The following is a 16991-nucleotide window of genomic DNA, read 5'->3' on the forward strand; positions in this document are numbered from 1 at the left end:
GGGCGCGGGTTCGCAGACGGGCCCTGGGTCACCCCGCCGTCGGCGAGCCCGACGGCTGCGGCGCCGGGCCGCCCAGGCCCTGGACGCCGCCGCGGTAGACGGTGCCGCTGCACGACACGGGCAGGGTCGCCGAGGCGGCCGCCGGGTTGCCGGGGGCGGGGGTGTGGGCGATGGTCACGGCGGGCGGCGCGGTGGTCGGGTTGCCGGTCGGGGTCGCGGTCGGGCTGGAGGCCGTGCTGGCGCCCGCCGACGGGGACGAGGAGGCCGGCGGGTTGGCGCTGGGCGCGTCGGTGGGGACGGAGGCCGGGGCGCCGGACTCGCCGGCGGGGACGCCCGAGCGCAGGGCCGCCTGGTTGACGCCGTTCGACGGGGTGGTCAGGGTGCCGGAGCCGGTACAGGTCTGGTCGGGGACCCAGGCGAACGGCACCCGGTACCCGGCCCGCGGCACGAGCACCGGCGGCTCCCCGTCCATCGCGGGCAGGCCGGCGGCCGGGTCGCCCGGCGCGTGGTCGGCGGTGCGGATGCGGCTGCGGTCACCGCCGCTGACGGAGGTGACCGCCACCGAGCCCGGCCCGCCGAGCCGGCAGCTGCGCCCGGAGACGTTGTAGACGGTGAACGATCCGTAGATCCGCCCGTCGCCGTCGGCCGTGCCGACCTGTGCGACGCCCTCGCCGAGGTCCGTCCGGCTGCAGAGCGGGACGATGCCGCCGTCGCCCGCGCCGGAGGTCCCGGTGGGCGCGACGCCGCCGTCGGTGTGCGCCAGCCCGCCGCCGGGGGTGTGCGGGGCCGTGACCGTACCGGGCGGCGGCGTGACGTCGCCGGTGCCGCTCGGGTCCGCGTGCGAGGCCGTACCGGTGCCTCCGGTGCCACCGGCGGTGCCGCTGGGGGACGTGGCGGCCGGGCTCTTGGCGTCGGCCGAGCCGGGGCCGCCGGAGAGCCCGAGGTGCTCCCCCTGGTGCAGGACGGGCAGGCCGATCGCGACGACGAAGGCGAGCGCGGCCGCCCCGGTCCAGGCACCGCGCCGGGCGGCCCGGCGGCGGGGCACGGCCCGCCGGATCCGCGGCAGCCCGCCGGCTGCGGGCTGGATGCCGGAGACGGCGCCGTGCAGCAGCTCGCGCACCGCCCGTTCCTCGGCGGACAGGTCCAGGAGCTCCGGGGCCCCACCGTCGGGCCCGTCCGTACCGGGCTGCCCGGGCGGGTTCGTGCCGGCCTTCCGGGGCCCGTCCGTACCGGGCTCCCCGGGCGCGTTCGTGCCGGAAGCCCCGTGCACCGGTCGCCGTCGACTGCCGTCCGTCTCAGCCATGTCCGGCCTCCATCTGGACGCGGAGGGCGGCGAGTCCGCGCGAGCCGTAGGCCTTCACCGAGCCGAGCGAGATGCCCAGGGTCTCGGCGACCTGCGCCTCCGTCATGTCCACGAAGTAACGCAGCACCAGAACCTCCCGCTGACGGCGTTGCAGAGAACGCAGCGCGGCCTTCAACTGGTCGCGCTCCAGGGCATCGTAGGCACCTTCTTCTGCACTGGCCATGTCAGGCATGGGCTTCGGCAGCAGTCGCAGCCCGAGGATGCGGCGGCGCAGGGTGGAGCGGGACAGGTTGACGACCGTCTGCCGCAGGTAGGCCAGGGTCTTCTCGGGCTCGCGCACCCGGCGCCGGGCGGCGTGCACCCGGATGAACGCCTCCTGGACGACGTCCTCGCAGGTCGAGAGGTCGTCGAGGAGCAGCGCTGCGAGCCGCAGCAGCGAGCGGTAGTGCGCCTGGTAGGTCTCGGTGAGCAGGTCCTCGCTGGTACCCGCGTCGGTACCGGCGCCGGAGTCCGCCGCACCCGGTGCGGCCGCCGTCATCTGGTCGTCTTCCGGCCTACTCACAGGCCACGGGGCGCGTGACGGGAAGGACACCGCGGCTCTCGCCGGGATGCCCGCCCTTGCCCCCACCATCACGTTCGCCACGCCCGTTGGACACTCGATCCCCTGTCATGGTTGCCCGGCCCGGGGCCCATTCTTCCGCATCGGCGGAAGAGGCCTCCAGAGGATTCCCACGGGATTCCGGACAGATTGTGTCGAGGAGCGGACACAGGTATGGACACAGCTGTGGACACAAGCAGGCACATCGGCACGCGCGAGGGCCCGCCGGCACCCGGCGGCGCTACTCCGCCGGCTCGCCCGCCGTCAGCTCCGCGGCCACCAGCTCGGCGAGCTGCACCAGGTTGAGCGCCGCCCCCTTGCGCAGGTTGTCCCCGCACAGGAAGAGGTCCAGCGCGTCCGGCTCGTCCAGCGCCCGCCGGACCCGCCCGGCCCAGACCGGGTCCGTCCCGACCACGTCGTTCGGCGTGGGGAACTCGCCCGCCGCCGGGTCGTCGTAGAGGACCACGCCGGGCGCGTCCCGCAGGATCTCCTGCGCGTGCTCCTGGGTGACCTCGCGTTCGAACCGCGCGTGCACGGCCAGCGCGTGGGTGCGGACCACCGGGATGTGGACGCAGGTCGCCGAGACCTTCAGGCCGGGCAGGCCGAGGACCTTGCGGGACTCGTCGCGGATGCCCATCTCCTCGGCGGACCAGCCGCCCTCGCGCAGCCCGCCGGTCCAGGGCACCGCGTTGAGCGCGAGCGGGGCGGCGAACGGCCCCTGATCGACGATCAGTGCGCGCAGGTCACCGGTCTGCCGGCCGACCGCGGTGCCCGCCACCAGCCCGGTCTGCGCGCGCAGCGCCGCCTCGCCGTCGCGGCCCTCGCCGTCGGCGGCCTGGTAGGAGGCGACCACGAGCTGCGCCAGCCCGTACTCGGCGTGCAGCGCCCCGACCGCGGCGATCATCGCGAGGGTGGTGCCGGCCGGACTGGCGACGATGCCGCGCGGGCGGATCCGCAGCGCGGCCGCGTTGACCTCCGGGACGACCAGCGGCACGTCCTCGGCGGTGCGGAAGACGGCCGAGTCGTCGATCACCACGACGCCCTTGACCGCCGCGATCGGCGCCCACTGGGCGGCGACCGGGTCGGGGACGGAGAACACCGCCACGTCGATCCCGGCGAAGGCCTCCTCGGTCAGCGGGACGACCTCGGCGGTCTCCCCGCGCACCACCGCCTTGCGGCCGGCCGAGCGCGGGGAGGCGACGAGCCGGATCTCGCCCCAGACGTCCCGGCGGAGGGAGAGCAGCCCGAGCAGCACCTCGCCGACCGCACCGGTGGCGCCGACGACGGCGAGGTTCGGACGCCGGGTCATCGCCCGGCGTCCCGGCCCGGTGCCCGGGTCATCGCCCGGTGCCGCCGTAGACGACGGCCTCGTCGCTCTCGCTGTCCAGGCCGAAGGCGCCGTGCACGGCGCGGACGGCCTCCGGCACGTCCTCGGCGCGGGTGACCACGGAGATGCGGATCTCCGAGGTGGAGATCAGCTCGATGTTGACGCCCGCGGCGGACAGCGCCTCGAAGAAGGTCGCGGTGACGCCGGGGTTGGAGCGCATGCCGGCGCCGACCAGCGAGATCTTGCCGATCGCGTCGTCGTAGCGCAGCGACTCGTAGCCGATGCCCTCCTTGACCCGGCCCAGCGCGTCGATGGCCTTCTGGCCCTCGGTCTTGGGCAGGGTGAAGGAGATGTCGGTCAGGCCGGTCGACGCGGCGGAGACGTTCTGCACCACCATGTCGATGTTGACCTCGGCGTCGGCGATGGCGCGGAAGATGCGGGCCGCCTCGCCCGGCTTGTCGGGCACGCCGACGACGGTGACCTTGGCCTCGGAGGTGTCGTGGGCGACTCCGGAGATGATGGCCTGCTCCATCTCGCCCCCTTCGGGCTGGTTCGGGTTGTCGTTGCTGACGATCGTCCCGGGAAGACCCGAGAAGGACGAGCGTACGTGAATCGGGATGTTGTAGCGACGGGCGTACTCAACACACCGATCGAGCAGCACCTTGGAACCCGACGAGGCCAGCTCCAGCATGTCCTCGTAGGCGATCCAGTCGATCTTGCGGGCCTTCTTCACCACGCGCGGGTCGGCGGTGAACACGCCGTCCACGTCGGTGTAGATCTCGCAGACCTCGGCCTTGAGCGCGGCGGCGAGCGCCACGGCGGTGGTGTCCGAGCCGCCCCGGCCCAGCGTGGTGATGTCCTTGCTGGTCTGGGAGACGCCCTGGAAGCCGGCCACGATCGCGATGTTGCCCTGGTCCAGGGCGGTGCGGATGCGGCCGGGCGTCACGTCGATGATGCGTGCCTTGTTGTGGACGGAGTCGGTGATGACACCGGCCTGGCTGCCCGTGAAGGACTGCGCCTCGTGGCCCAGGGATTTGATCGCCATGGCCAGCAGGGCCATGGAGATGCGCTCTCCAGCGGTCAGCAGCATGTCGAACTCACGGCCGGCAGGCAGCGGTGACACCTGCTCCGCGAGTTCGATGAGCTCGTCCGTCGTGTCGCCCATCGCGGACACCACGACGACGACCTCATGGCCGGCCTTCTTGGCATCAACGATTCGGCGGGCCACGCGCTTGATGCCTTCGGCATCCGCAACGGATGAGCCGCCGTACTTCTGCACGACAAGGCCCACGTGCGCTCCTCGACTCGAAGTCTTTTCCGGGGGCTACGGGCCCCCGTACCCCCCGGGGGAGAGGGGGGTGCGGTCGTCGTCAGTCTACCGAGCAAGGGTGCCCCGACCGGCTCTTTCCATATGGTGAGACGGTAGTTTCAGCACGTGAGCGGCAGTGCGGGGGGCTCCGCCGTCAGGTCTGCGGGCGATTCGGCACGGCTCCGAAGAATCAGCGGATCGGGCGACGGCTGTCCGGCCGGATTTCTTTTCCGGCCGGGCCGCTGAGGCATTCGTCACAATCCGGAGGCGCTATGGCGGAATACCGTCCACCGCCCACCGACCACGGGTCTGCTACCCGCTACCTACCGCCCGAGACCGAGCTCGGCCGCCATCAGGTCGCCCGCCTGCTGCTCCAGCTGCTCGTCGGTGAGCCCGTCGTCGTCGGTGTCCGCGCCGTCCGGCACCGCGCCGATCGGGCTGTCCAGCCGGACGTGGGCGATCAGCGACTGCAGGGCCCGCAGCACCGCCGTGCAGGTCGTGCCCCAGTTGGAGAGGTACGAGAACTGCCACCACCACAGCGCCTCGCTGACCCGGCCCTCGCGGTAGTGGGTCAGGCCGTGCTGGAGCTCGCTGACCACGCCGGCCAGGTCGTCCGAGATCCGGAAGGCGTTGGGCTTCTCCGGCGGGCCGTACGGGTCGAAGACCTCGTGGTAGACGTCGATCGGCGCGAGCAGCTCGGCGAGGCGCTCGCGCAGCTGCTCGCTGTCCGGCTCGGGACCGGCGTCGGGCTCGAAGCGGTCCTCCGGGACGACGTCCTCGATCGCACCCAGTCGGCCGCCGGCCAGCAGCAGCTGCGAGACCTCCAGGAGCAGCAGCGAGACCGCGCTGCCGGGCTCGTCGCCCTTGGCGACCTCGGTGACGGCGAGCACGAAGCTCTCCACCGAGTCGGCGATCTGCACGGCGAAGTCGTCCGGCTCCGAGCCGTGGCCGTGGGTGTGCGGGGCATGCGCCCCCGGTTCCCCGTGGGACTGCTGGTGGGGGGTGTGGGGCTGCTGGTTGATCGTCCGGTCAGACATCGAGCAGTCGTCTCCCTTCGAAGGCGCGGCCGAGGGTGACCTCGTCCGCGTACTCCAGATCCCCGCCGACGGGCAGGCCGCTCGCCAGACGGGTCACCTTCAGGCCCATCGGCTTGCAGAGCCGGGCCAGATAGGTGGCGGTCGCCTCCCCCTCCAGGTTGGGGTCGGTGGCCAGGATCAGCTCGGTGACCGTGCCGTCCGCGAGGCGTGACAGCAGCTCGCGGATGCGCAGGTCGTCCGGGCCGACGCCCTCGATGGGGCTGATCGCGCCGCCCAGCACGTGGTAGCGGCCGCGGAACTCGCGGGTGCGCTCGATGGCGACGACGTCCTTGGACTCCTCGACCACGCAGATGACGCCGAGGTCGCGGCGCGGGTCCAGGCAGACCCGGCACTGCTCGGCCTCCGCGACGTTGCCGCAGACCACGCAGAAGCGGACCTTGTCCTTGACCTCCAGCAGCGCGTGCGCCAGCCGGCGCACATCGGTCGGGTCGGCCTGCAACACGTGGAAGGCGATCCGCTGGGCGCTCTTGGGCCCGACGCCGGGCAGCCTGCCCAGTTCGTCGATCAGGTCCTGAACCACGCCCTCGTACAACGTCGCGCCTTCCCTCGGATGGTCGGTGGTACCGGATGGTCGGTGGTACCGGATGGTCGGTGGTACCGGATGCCGGTGGAGCTCCGGTGCCATCATCCAACGAATCGGGCGTCGGACACAGCGTCCGACGCCCGACTCCCACATAAATCACATGGGTCCGTCGTCTGAACTTCAGACCTTCTGAACTTAAGAACCCGCCGTTAGAAGGGCAGGCCGGGGATGCCGCCGCCCAGGCCCTGGGTCAGCGGGCCCATGCGCTCGGCCTGCATCTTCTGCGCGGTCTGGCTGGCGTCCCGGACGGCCGCCAGGATCAGGTCGGCCAGGGTCTCGGTGTCCTCCGGGTCCACGGCCGCCGGGGCGATGGTCAGCGCCACCAGCTCACCGGCACCGGTCACCGTCGCCTCGACCAGACCGCCGCCCGCCGTACCGTTCACCTTCGTCTCGGCCAGCTCCTGCTGGGCCTTCGCGAAATCCTGCTGCATCTTCTGCGCCTGCTTCAGCAGCTGCTGCATGTTGGGCTGGCCACCACCGGGGAACACGGCTCTCTCCTTGCTGTCACGGCTGTCTTGCGGTGCTTCGTTCGTCACCGCCGAGCCTACGTGCTGCCCGCTGCTCCGGGCCCCGATCGGGGCCCGGTTCAGGGTCGGCTCAGGGGCCCGACAGCCCCGGGGCGCGGGTCAGGAACCCTGGTGGTGGATCTCCTCCAGCACCGTCGCACCCAGCTCGCGGATGATCAGCTCCTGGCCGGAGAACACGTCCTCCTTGAGGTCCGGGTCGTCCGCCTCCGGGATGTCGTCCTCCGGGGCCACCGACTGCACCGGACGGGCCGGCGCCGCCACGGGCTGCGGGGCCCGCACCGGCGCGGGTTGCACGGACGCGGACTGCACGGGCGGGGCCTGGACGGGCGCCGGCGCGGCCTGGACCGGCGGCGCCTGCACGGGCGCCGGGGCGGGAGCGGGCATCGACGGCACGGCGGCCGCCGGACGCGCCGGGGCTCCCCAGCCCCCACCGACCTGGGCACCGCCACCCGGCGCACCGCCACCCGGGCCGCCGACGCCGCCGGACGGGTCGACGATGCACTCGATCCGCCAGTCCACGCCCAGCGCGTCGGCCAGCGCCGCGCGCAGCACGTCGTCGCTGTTGCTGCCGACGAAGCTGTCCCGGGCGCCGGCGTTGATGAAGGACACCTGGAGCACGCTGCCGTCGAACCCGGCCACCTGGCCGTTCTGGCTGAGCAGGATCCAGGTGAAGCGGCGGCGGTTCTTCACCGCCTCCAGGATCTGCGGCCACAGCTGCCGCACCTGCGCGGCACCCTGCTGCGCGGACGCCGACGGCTGCCCGCCGGAAGCCGCCGCCGGGGCGGGGGCCGGCGCGGGCACGGGAGCGGAGGCCGGGGCCTGGGTCTGGGTCGGCGCCTGGGCGGCCTGCGGCTGCGCCGCCGGGGGCGCCGCAGGAACCGCGGCGGGAGCGCCGCCGGCAGGCGGGAAGCTGCGCGGGATCGGCCAGGCCCCCGGCGCCGGCCCGGCGGGCGCGGCGGGCGGCGGGGCCTGCACGGGCTGCGCGGCCACGGGCGGCACCGCAGGCGCGGCCTGGACGGGAGCGGCCTGGCCGGGCGCGGGCGCGACCGGAGCCTCGGCCACCGGCGCGACCGCCATCGGGGGGGCCGCCACCGGCATGCCCACGGGGGCCGCCATCGGCGCGGCGAACCCGCCCGCCGCCGCCCGCCGCTCCAGCTTGTCCAGCCGTGCCTGCAACGACAGCTCGTCGCTGTACGCGCCCGGCAGCATCACCCGGGCGCAGATCAGCTCCAGCTGCAGCCGCGGCGCCGCGTTGCCCCGCATCTCGGTCAGCCCGGTGTTGACGATGTCGGCGGCCCGGCTCAGCTCGGCCGCGCCGAACGCGTCCGCCTGCGCCTGCATCACCGCGACCCGGTCGGCCGGGGCGTCGATCAGCCCCTTCTCCCCCGCGTCCGGCACGGTGGCCAGGATCACCAGGTCGCGCAGCCGCTCCAGCAGGTCGGTGACGAAACGGCGCGGGTCGTGCCCGCCCTCGACCACCCGGTCGATCACCTGGAACACCGTCGCCCCGTCGTGCGCGGCGAAGGCGTCCACCACCTCGTCCAGCAGCGCGGAGTCGGTGTACCCGAGCAGCGCCGTGGCCATCTGGTACGTGACGCCGCTCTCGCCGGCCCCTGCCAGCAGCTGGTCCATGACCGACATCGAGTCACGCACCGACCCGGCACCCGCCCGCACCACCAGCGGGAACACGGCGTCCTCGACCTGGATGCCCTCCCGGCCGCACACCTCCGTCAGGTAGTCGCGCAGCGTGCCGGGCGGGACCAGCCGGAACGGGTAGTGGTGCGTCCGGGACCGGATCGTCCCGATCACCTTCTCCGGCTCGGTGGTCGCGAAGATGAACTTGAGGTGCTCCGGAGGCTCCTCGACCACCTTGAGCAGCGCGTTGAAGCCGGCCGAGGTCACCATGTGCGCCTCGTCCAGGATGAAGATCTTGTACCGGCTGTGCACCGGCGCGAAGAACGCCCGCTCGCGCAGCTCGCGCGCGTCGTCCACGCCACCGTGCGAGGCGGCGTCGATCTCGATCACGTCGATCGACCCGGGCCCGCCGGTCGCGAGGTCCCGGCAGGACTGGCACTCCCCGCAGGGCGTCGGCGTCGGCCCCTGCTCACAGTTGAGGCAACGGGCCAGGATGCGCGCGCTCGTCGTCTTGCCACAGCCGCGCGGCCCGCTGAACAGGTACGCGTGGTTGACCCTGTTGTTGCGCAGGGCCTGCTGGAGCGGAGCGGTCACGTGCTCCTGCCCGATGACCTCCGCGAAGGTCTCGGGGCGGTAGCGGCGGTACAGGGCTAGGGACACACCACCGACGATATCGGGACGGACCGACAAACGCGTCGCCCCTCACCCCCGGCCAGGCCCCCCGGGAACGCAAAGACCCCCCGTGCACCCGCCAGAGCCCTCCTACCCTTGCTGCCTTCCGGCCCTGGGGGGGTTCAGAGAGATGACGCCACACGAGGGGCTGACCCCCACACTACCGGATCCCGGCCCCGACGATCCACAGGCCACCCCCACCCTCCCGCCTGCGGGATAGGTGGTCGCGACCACCCCAAAACATGTACTAAGCTCTCCCTCGGAGGATTCGCCTAGAGGCCTAGGGCGCACGCTTGGAAAGCGTGTTGGGGGCAACCCCTCACGAGTTCGAATCTCGTATCCTCCGCCTTCGCCCGCCAGGGCAAACGAAAGGCCCGGACCGCTCAGCGGTCCGGGCCTTCGTCGCACCCACCCCCTTTGGTGGGCCATCCTTGTGCTCCGGGCCGGCTTCGGCAGGGCAGGCCGTCCTTCTGCATGGCGAGGTGTCCCCATCAGTAAGAAGAACGGATCGGCGCTGGCCGCATGGCTCCGCGGTCTCGATGCGGCCGAGTTGGAGCGGGTCCTGGCGGCGCGCCCGGACGCCGCGTCGGTTCCGGAACCGCGGTCGGTCGGTGAACTGGCGGACCGCCTCCAGCGCCCGGCGTCAGTGGCGCTGGTCCTGCCCCGGCTCGCGCTGCCGTGCCTACAGGTGGCGGAGGTCGTCGCCGCGCTGACGGGCGTCTCGCGGGACGATCTGGCGAACCTCCTGGACGCGACGCACGGTGACCGCGCCCACGGATTGGCCGCCGTCCTGGAGGCACTGGCGGATCGCGCTCTGATGTGGCCCGACGGCAATGGCCTGCTGCACATGGCGACACCGCTGCGGAACGCGTGGGGCTCGCCGCTGGGACTCGACGCACCGCTCGTGCAACTGCTCGCGGGCTCGAACTCCGACGAACTGGGCCGCATGTTGGCGAAACTCGACATCAAACCTGCCGCCAACAGAAAAGAGATGCGCCTGGCGGCGCTGATCGACCATCACAGCGATCCGGCTCGGGTCGCCGCACTGGTGGCCAAGGCACCCGCAGCCGCCCGGAAACTCCTTGAGCGGCGGGCACATGAGGCTCCGGAGCGAGCGGGCTTCATCATGTTCGGGGCACCTCAGGCCGACTCCAAGCCCGGCGAACAGTGGGCGGTGGAACGGGGGCTACTGATCCGGGACCGGCCCCGGTACGGGCCGGCCCGCATGCCCGCGGAGGTGGCACTCGCACTGCGCGGCTCCGACTGGCACGCCCCGTTCACACCCGTCCCGCCCGGCGTGCGGTCGGTGCCCGCCACCGTCTCGGACATCGACCGGGAAACCGCAGCCGCCTCGATGGCGTTCGCCGCCCACGCCGTGTCCGTCCTCGGGGTGTGCGCCGCCGCTCCACCGGCCCGGCTCAAGGCCGGCGGGGTCGGCACCCGTGAGCTGGCCCGGATCGGCAAAGCGGCGCAGTGCGACGAGATCCTGGTACGCCTCGTGCTGGAGACGGCGAGCGCGGCCGGACTGCTGGCCCGGGACGGCGACCGGATCGCGGCGACCGCGTCCTACGACACCTGGGCCGAGCAGGAACCGGCCGACCAACTCGCCGTGCTGCTCCGGGCGTGGTGGGCGCTCCCGCTGACCCCCGGCGGGAGCCGCGACGAGGACGGGAAGGCTCTGCCGGCGCTCGCCGGGGCACCACCCTGCGGAGGCTGCGTACAAGCCCGGCACGGGCTGCTCACAGCCGCGTCACAGCTCCCGGCCGGCGAAGGCGCGGCAAACTCGGCGGACCTGGGGGCGCTACTCGTGTGGCTCCGCCCGCTCGTCGACGAACTCCCTCAGGACGCCACGCCGTTCGCCACCCTGATCCGGGAGGCGGAACTGCTCGGCGCACTCGCTCTCGGGGCCGTGTCCCCGATCGGGGCCGCCCTGCTCGCCGGCGACGCCGAAGCCCTGACCGACGCCTGTCGGCGACTGCTGCCCGCCGCCAGCGGGACCGCCCGCTTCGGCAGCGATCTCACGGCCGTGGTCGCCGGCACGCCGTCGGCCCGCCTCCTCGCGCTGCTGGACTCCGTCGCGGACCGGGAGAGCGCCGGTGCGGCATCCGTGTGGCGGTTCAGCCCGGGAAGCGTCCGCCGCGCCCTCGACGCGGGCCTCACCCCCGACGCCCTCACGGCCGACCTGGCCGCCGTCGCCGTCGAATCGCTTCCTCAGCCGCTCTCGTACCTGATCCACGACACCGCGCGCAGCCACGGTCGGGTGCGCGTCGTCTCCGCGGCCTGTGTGATCCACGGTGAGGAGCCCGCCCTCCTGGCCGAACTGGCAGCGCACCGCAAGCTCACTCAGCTCGGCCTGCGGCTGCTGGCACCGACGGTGCTGGTCAGCCGGACCCCACTGGACAAGACGCTCGCGGCACTGCGGTCCGCGGGCTACGCCCCCGTCGCCGAGGAACCCGACGGGTCCGTCCGCATCGAGCGGGCCCGACGCCCCCGCGCGGCGAGCACCCTCCCACCCCCGCGCCTGTCCGGTGGCAGGTCCCGCACGCAGCGCGCGGACGCCCACACCGCGGATGCCCGGACGACCGTCGACCTGCCCTCCCTCGCCGCCCGGCTTCGTGACGCCCCGCAGGACATCCCGGAGCCGGACCCGTGGGACAACCGCCCCTACGACAGCGACACCGAGGAGATCATCGCAGGGTACGCGCGCAACCTGCCCTTCACCGACGTCCGCCAGCTGGCCCATGCCGTCAACGACGGCCAGGCCATCACGATCGAGTACGTCGCGACCTCGGGCAACGCGACGGTCCGCACCCTCAGCCGGCTCGAACTGGATGCTCCCTACCTGCACGCCTGGTGCCACCTGCGGAACGACGAGCGGGTGTTCACCCTCTCCCGCATCCACGGGGTGATGCCCGCGTAGCCCCGGGCGGGATCCACACCATCTCGAAGAGGCGCCTGGTTACATTCACCCCCGGCCGGCACCGTTCAGGGCCCATCCGGCAGGTCGCTCTGCCGCAGGTCGCCGCCGATCTTGGACACGCGCGCCCATGCACGTCAACGGCGGTAGGCCGCCAAGACCAACTGCGACCTACCGCCCAATTGTCGAGCTACCAGACGAAGCCGCCCGAGTTGCCACACGCAGAATTTTCAGGCGCGATGGCGTTCAGTCGCGTCTTCAGTCCGACCAGGATGTCGACCTCGGTCGTGGAGAGCGAATTAATGGCATCCAGCTGCTCCTGCGTGGCACATTCGAATTTCAGGCCAGCCGCCTTGAGATGCTCAGCCGCTTGCTGCTTGTTCGCCACAATAACCTCCAATCTTATTTTCGGATTCATGACACTGCGCTGGGCGACCCGTTGCCGCCAGCACTTCCTCGATGACATGAATTCCACTCTTGACCGTATGCAACGCACTGAGCCCAAGAGCCGCGTGCAGACGGGAAGTGATAGGCAGATCATCGAGAGTCTTCATGAGTTCGTCACGATGACGTACGTCCAGGGCCGAATGTCGCTCAAGGGTCCGGAAGCCGGACAAGGGGTATCCGGTCCGCTCGGAGAGATAAGCGGCGAGCCCCCGGGGAGGCGGGTAGCCTTCAAGGACGGCAATGTGCCCGAGCAGACAAACCGGATGGTAATGGCTCACCCAGTAGTACTGGGCACCCACCAGCGTGGCAACGGTATCTGAAGGCAGGCGGCGCAGCGGTTCATCCGGGTCGAATCCGATGGCGGCCAGATCTTCGCGAACCCACTCGTCATGCCCTTGCTCTTCCCGAATGTGCCGCTCCAAATACTCGGCAACACCTCGCGCGACGGGGTCGCCATCCGACAGCTGCGAGGCCGCACGCAGGGCGTGCTGCATCAGAGGCACTGTCGAGCGGATAGTGGCATGCAGCATGCAGAGGTACTCGGGGTACAGGTCAACCAGAGACGGTGATTCCCAAAGACGCCTGGAGACGGCCAGAAGACCCGGTAGGGCGAGTTCAATCTTTGCGCGAAGAAGAAATGAATGCCCAGCTGTCATCACGAGCTCGATCTCCCCGCCTCCACGACAGGAAGCGACCGGCTTCCAGCCGTTTCCTGCCTCCGCCTCAGCATGGTCCAGCAGGCACCACAGATGCTGCTGAACTCCTTATCCGCAAGGTCCTGAAACTCTGGATGATCGACAGCCATTTCGCCAATTCCAACGTCCGAGACAGCCCGAAAGAACGGGTCATTTCGAAATTCAGCAACGGCCTTCGATGTTTCAACCCCATCGGCACAGTCCCTGCGCAGAGCCGGCGGACCACCCCCCATGATCACAGTTTCATTGCAACATGCGGTGACCAGACCGTCGTAGCGCACGACCGGCGAAGTGGCCAGGTTGCACACGCCGAAGCCCCTGGTCGCGAAGCGATGTTTCCAGGAATAGATTCCCGCCCCTCGCCCGTAGGGGAGGGGAAAAGTCGGGATGATTTCCGCGCAGCGACTCCAGTCGTTTCCGAACGCCGCCACCAAGAGTTGTCGAGCCCGTTCGACCATCCCATTTTCATCGATAACTTGCACGATAATCGGGATGCCATGGCGCGCCACGGCTCTGGCGGCGTTGGAAAATTGCCCTGCAGCTGTTCCCGCCTCGTGATATGCATCGGTGCTGAGATAGATGCAGTCAGTCCGAGCCAGCACCTCGTCGATCCAAGGCGGTGGAATCTCCTGAGCCGCCCAGAAGCCACTTGTATAAATGGCGATCCGTTTGCCAGCGCCGACCAGCCGGTCAACAGCGAGCGACAGTCCCCGGCGCTCAACAAACGGCTCTCCCCCTGAAATGCCGACCAAGTCAAGACGTGGCTGGCCGCACAGCTGATCGACGATCCCGGCGAACAGGTCGAAGTTGCTGATGCGAGGACTTTCCGGGCGGGAATCCACGGAGCAGTGCGCGCAGCCCACCGGGCACCTGTCGGTAATGAACAGGAGGATTGACGCCCCAGGTGTCCGTCGAATCCTGTTCACTTCAGCATGACTCAGACGTTCCATTGCGCATTCCGCTGCTTCGGCAGGCCGAGCATGACCAGGTCGGCATATTCGGCAATCCCCCACTGCCGCGCAAAAGCCACTGGCCCTGCATCGGCCAGAATCTGCTGAGCCACGGCCTCGATCGCCAGATTCTTCTGCGCGTCGCCGTCGAGCATCGCCGGCAGATCCGGCTTCTCAGAAAGCGCCCAACAGGTCTCGCAGTAACCGGAGCAGCTCCGAGCGCCGGCACGTTGGGAAAGATACAGCGGGCCAAGCGCCCGTAGCACGCGGAGTGTCGAGGATGCCAAGCACCGTTCCTTGATGGCCGCCCAGTCGTCGACGGCGATGTCTCCCAACAGAAGATGATCAGGCATGGGCACCTTGCCGTCCATGACATCCTGATTACCGCACGTGGTGACTCGGCCATCGAATCCGACCACCGGCCAGCCGGCCACGGTGCAGGGAAGTGCCTGGCCGGGGAAGTGAGGTTCCGGACCGCTCTCAACCCAACTCCGGGCCCGTCCGTGTGGCACCACCGGTGCGACGAACATCGGGATCCGGTCCTCGAACGTACTTCTCACCTCGCCCACCAGGTCCGCAAGGTACCGATCGTCCGGTCCCAGCCCCACCAGCTGCATGCTGACGTCCTTGCCCTCGTCGAGCAGCTGCCGCAACACTTTGAATGCCGCGGCGCGGGGGACTTCTCGCTCGTGATAGGCGTCAAAGCTCGCCGAGAAGTGGTCCACCGCGTCAATCGCGGCCTTCACGGGCCTTGGAATCCGGGGACCGTTCGCGAAGAACAGCCCGGACAGGACTTGCGACCTGGCCCCGATGCGCCGCGCGTGGTCGGCAATTCTGCGAACCAGCTGCGGCCGAAGCAGCGCTTCGCCACCCGACATGAGCAGGAAGTCCGGCCGGCTTTGCTCGGTCATGGTGCGCACAAACGCGAGCAGCTTTTCAGTCGCACTCTCGTCGCTCGCGAGGGTCGAACTGGTGGCGCAATGCGCACAACTCAAAGGGCAGCGACGGGTGATGCCCAGGGAGATTGCCGCACCCGGGGCGGTCCGACGATTGAGGATGTCTGCCAGATGCATAGTGAACCAACCATTACAGAAGGCTGTTTGGCGTCAGAGGCTGCGGCGACCGACCACCCGCACCATTACGGTGGGCACGCAGAGCATAGCTCTCCGTAACGAAACAGGGGCGAACCATCGGCCGCGTGTCGCACGGGCAGGTGATCCGCATCGACCGAGAACCCTGCGCTGCACGCCCTGGATCCGTCGCACCGCAGCGGGGAACAACGCTGCCTCGGACCGCACTCGGGACCCGATCCGACTCTCCCCGAGTGTTGCGGACATGCCCAAAACGCCCCTAGCGTGAGTGACCGTTGATCCATTCACGTGGAGAGGACTCGTCTTGATCATCCGTCAAGTCAGAACCGCGGCACGGACACTACTCGCAGCCGGCCTGCTCATCACCGGTGCGCTCGTCGGCGCATCGCCGGCGGCGGCCGCTGTGGCACCGACGGACCTGCCCGCGTCCGAGTACACCCTCACCGCGGACTACCACAAGTTCGACACGCTCAACTCGGCCCTCGTCACGGCACTGGGGACCTCTGCCGTGCACACGGTGATGGAGAACGCGAACCACACCCGGCAGGCGCTCCCCTCGTCGTTCTCCGTCGGCGGCCTGTCTACCGGCTTCCGGTTCGACGACGGCGACAACTCCGACTGCCAGAGCTTCCCGCAGGGAATCACGACGAGCCGGGACGCCGTGGGGACGGCGAACAGCGGCAACTACGACGGACATCAGCTCGTGCTGGTGAGCTGGTACACCAAGGACGGCTGCGACGGCGCCCAGCAGCGCAGTCGGATCACCCTGGTCGACTGGGACGCCACCTACCCCAACACCTACCGCAAGATCCTCCTGGTGGAGCCGACCGGCACCGCGGCGGCGCCGGACTTCAAGGACATCCCGATCCACGCCGGCGGCGTCTCCTGGTACGGCGACTACCTCTACGTCGCCGACACCGGGCGCGGCATGCGCGTCTTCGACATGCGCAAGATCCTCAACACCGACACCGGCGGCACTGCCGACCAGATCGGCCGTCAGTCCGACACCGTCTACTACGCCCACAACTACGCCTACGTGCTGCCCCAGATCGGCACGGTCACGTCGCAGACGACGTCCGGCAACGCCCTGGTGTGGTCGTCGGTCTCCCTCGACCGGGTCAGCAAGTCGGTCGTGATGACGGAGTACACCTGCCAGTCGGGCTGCACCAGCTATCCCAACCGCCCGCCGAGGGCCGTCCGCTTCCCGTTCGCAGCCGGGGCGACGACGTTCGCCGCGACGACGACCGCCAGTCAGGCCCTCCAACTGCCCTGGTACAACCTCAACGGCGTGGCTTCCCACAACGGCCGATGGTGGTTCAACTCCTCTGGGCAGAAGAAGCTCTACTACTGGACCCCGACCGCGGGCCCCTCCACCTTCGCCTGGGTGGGCGGCGGCGAGAGCCTCTCCTACTGGGAGCACGCCACCAACCCCGACCTGCTGTGGTCGCTGCAGGAGACCACGGGCGGACGCAACGTCTTCGCCGTCACCCAGAGCACCTACGGCGGCGGCTGAGCACCGGACCTGCGCCCGGGGTGCGCGGCCTGCCGTTCGCCGGTATCCGACCACGGCAAGCGGTCCACTCCGGCGCGGGCCAGGACACATGCGGACCTCGGCGGGCTCTCCCGGGGAGCGTGCCGGGGGCAACCCCTCACAAGCTCGAAGCTCGCGTCACCCGCCTTGATCGAAGGCCCGGACCGCATCACGTGGTCCGGGCCTTCGCCGCGCTCGCGGCCTCCGACGAACCGGGCCGCCTGCGGGCGTAGCCCGGAACCACACCTGCCGGCGGCTTCGCCCCCGTCCGGCACCGGCGTCGTGCCGCCGGCCCCGGTCCCCGTTCGG

14 protein-coding genes, 1 tRNA gene and 1 other RNA gene are annotated in these 16991 nt (G+C 70.6%); 3 read left to right on the plus strand and 13 right to left on the minus strand.

Annotated features, from left to right (window positions below):
• Positions 1-28: 28 nt before the first annotated feature.
• From ACIRRH_RS28530 to ffs, 9 genes are all read right to left on the minus strand, one after another.
• The gene (locus ACIRRH_RS28530) at positions 29-1303 is read right to left on the minus strand and encodes a hypothetical protein (protein ID WP_403073141.1); all 1275 of its coding nucleotides are present in this window, start codon (positions 1301-1303) and stop codon (positions 29-31) included.
• On the minus strand, positions 1296-1841 hold the full coding sequence (locus tag ACIRRH_RS28535; protein WP_224284012.1) for a SigE family RNA polymerase sigma factor: 546 nt from the start codon (positions 1839-1841) through the stop codon (positions 1296-1298). Before ACIRRH_RS28535 ends, ACIRRH_RS28530 begins: the two co-directional genes overlap by 8 nt.
• 301 nt (positions 1842-2142) lie before the next feature.
• Positions 2143-3210, minus strand: coding sequence for an aspartate-semialdehyde dehydrogenase (locus ACIRRH_RS28540; protein ID WP_403073143.1), 1068 nt, complete (start codon positions 3208-3210; stop codon positions 2143-2145).
• A 28-nt stretch (positions 3211-3238) separates the two neighbouring features.
• A complete protein-coding gene (locus tag ACIRRH_RS28545) occupies positions 3239-4519 on the minus strand; it encodes an aspartate kinase (RefSeq protein WP_403073145.1) in 1281 nt (426 codons plus the stop codon).
• A gap of 341 nt (positions 4520-4860) precedes the next feature.
• On the minus strand, positions 4861-5574 hold the full coding sequence (locus ACIRRH_RS28550) for a DUF5063 domain-containing protein (protein ID WP_403073147.1): 714 nt from the start codon (positions 5572-5574) through the stop codon (positions 4861-4863).
• Complete coding sequence (gene recR, locus ACIRRH_RS28555) at positions 5567-6166, minus strand: recombination mediator RecR (RefSeq protein WP_224284008.1); 600 nt, start codon at positions 6164-6166, stop codon at positions 5567-5569. Before recR ends, ACIRRH_RS28550 begins: the two co-directional genes overlap by 8 nt.
• Positions 6167-6366: 200 nt before the next feature.
• A complete protein-coding gene (locus tag ACIRRH_RS28560; RefSeq protein WP_403073149.1) occupies positions 6367-6705 on the minus strand; it encodes a YbaB/EbfC family nucleoid-associated protein in 339 nt (112 codons plus the stop codon).
• Between the two features lie 138 nt (positions 6706-6843).
• The gene (locus ACIRRH_RS28565) at positions 6844-9039 is read right to left on the minus strand and encodes a DNA polymerase III subunit gamma and tau (protein ID WP_403073150.1); all 2196 of its coding nucleotides are present in this window, start codon (positions 9037-9039) and stop codon (positions 6844-6846) included.
• A 71-nt stretch (positions 9040-9110) separates the two neighbouring features.
• Positions 9111-9201, minus strand: an RNA gene (ffs, locus tag ACIRRH_RS28570) — signal recognition particle sRNA small type.
• Between the two features lie 111 nt (positions 9202-9312).
• Between ffs and ACIRRH_RS28575 the strand changes: the two genes are divergently transcribed.
• Together ACIRRH_RS28575 and ACIRRH_RS28580 are read left to right on the plus strand one after the other, a co-directional pair.
• Positions 9313-9397: transfer RNA gene (locus ACIRRH_RS28575), tRNA-Ser, on the plus strand.
• A gap of 342 nt (positions 9398-9739) precedes the next feature.
• A complete protein-coding gene (locus ACIRRH_RS28580; RefSeq protein WP_403073152.1) occupies positions 9740-11971 on the plus strand; it encodes a helicase-associated domain-containing protein in 2232 nt (743 codons plus the stop codon).
• Between the two features lie 187 nt (positions 11972-12158).
• Here ACIRRH_RS28580 and ACIRRH_RS28585 read toward each other — a convergent pair whose 3' ends face one another.
• The 4 genes from ACIRRH_RS28585 to ACIRRH_RS28600 form a co-directional block, all read right to left on the minus strand.
• Positions 12159-12356, minus strand: a complete 198-nt coding sequence (locus ACIRRH_RS28585; protein ID WP_403073154.1) for an aroma-sacti cluster domain-containing protein — start codon at positions 12354-12356, stop codon at positions 12159-12161.
• Positions 12331-12909: an iron-containing redox enzyme family protein gene (locus ACIRRH_RS28590; protein ID WP_403073155.1), complete on the minus strand. Its 579-nt coding sequence runs from the start codon at positions 12907-12909 to the stop codon at positions 12331-12333. The genes ACIRRH_RS28585 and ACIRRH_RS28590 overlap by 26 nt, the downstream gene beginning before the upstream one ends.
• 161 nt (positions 12910-13070) lie before the next feature.
• Positions 13071-14060 carry a radical SAM protein gene (locus ACIRRH_RS28595; protein ID WP_403073157.1) on the minus strand — a complete coding sequence of 330 codons (990 nt, stop codon included), beginning with the start codon at positions 14058-14060 and terminating at the stop codon, positions 13071-13073.
• Positions 14048-15133, minus strand: coding sequence for a radical SAM protein (locus ACIRRH_RS28600; RefSeq protein WP_403073159.1), 1086 nt, complete (start codon positions 15131-15133; stop codon positions 14048-14050). The genes ACIRRH_RS28595 and ACIRRH_RS28600 overlap by 13 nt, the downstream gene beginning before the upstream one ends.
• A 322-nt stretch (positions 15134-15455) precedes the next feature.
• Here ACIRRH_RS28600 and ACIRRH_RS28605 point away from each other — a divergent pair, with 322 nt between their 5' ends.
• Positions 15456-16664 (plus strand): hypothetical protein, encoded by a 1209-nt coding sequence (locus ACIRRH_RS28605; protein ID WP_403073161.1) that lies wholly within the window; start codon positions 15456-15458, stop codon positions 16662-16664.
• Positions 16665-16991: the final 327 nt, after the last annotated feature.

Source organism: Kitasatospora sp. NPDC101235, from assembly GCF_044767505.1.
GTDB lineage: Bacteria > Actinomycetota > Actinomycetes > Streptomycetales > Streptomycetaceae > Kitasatospora.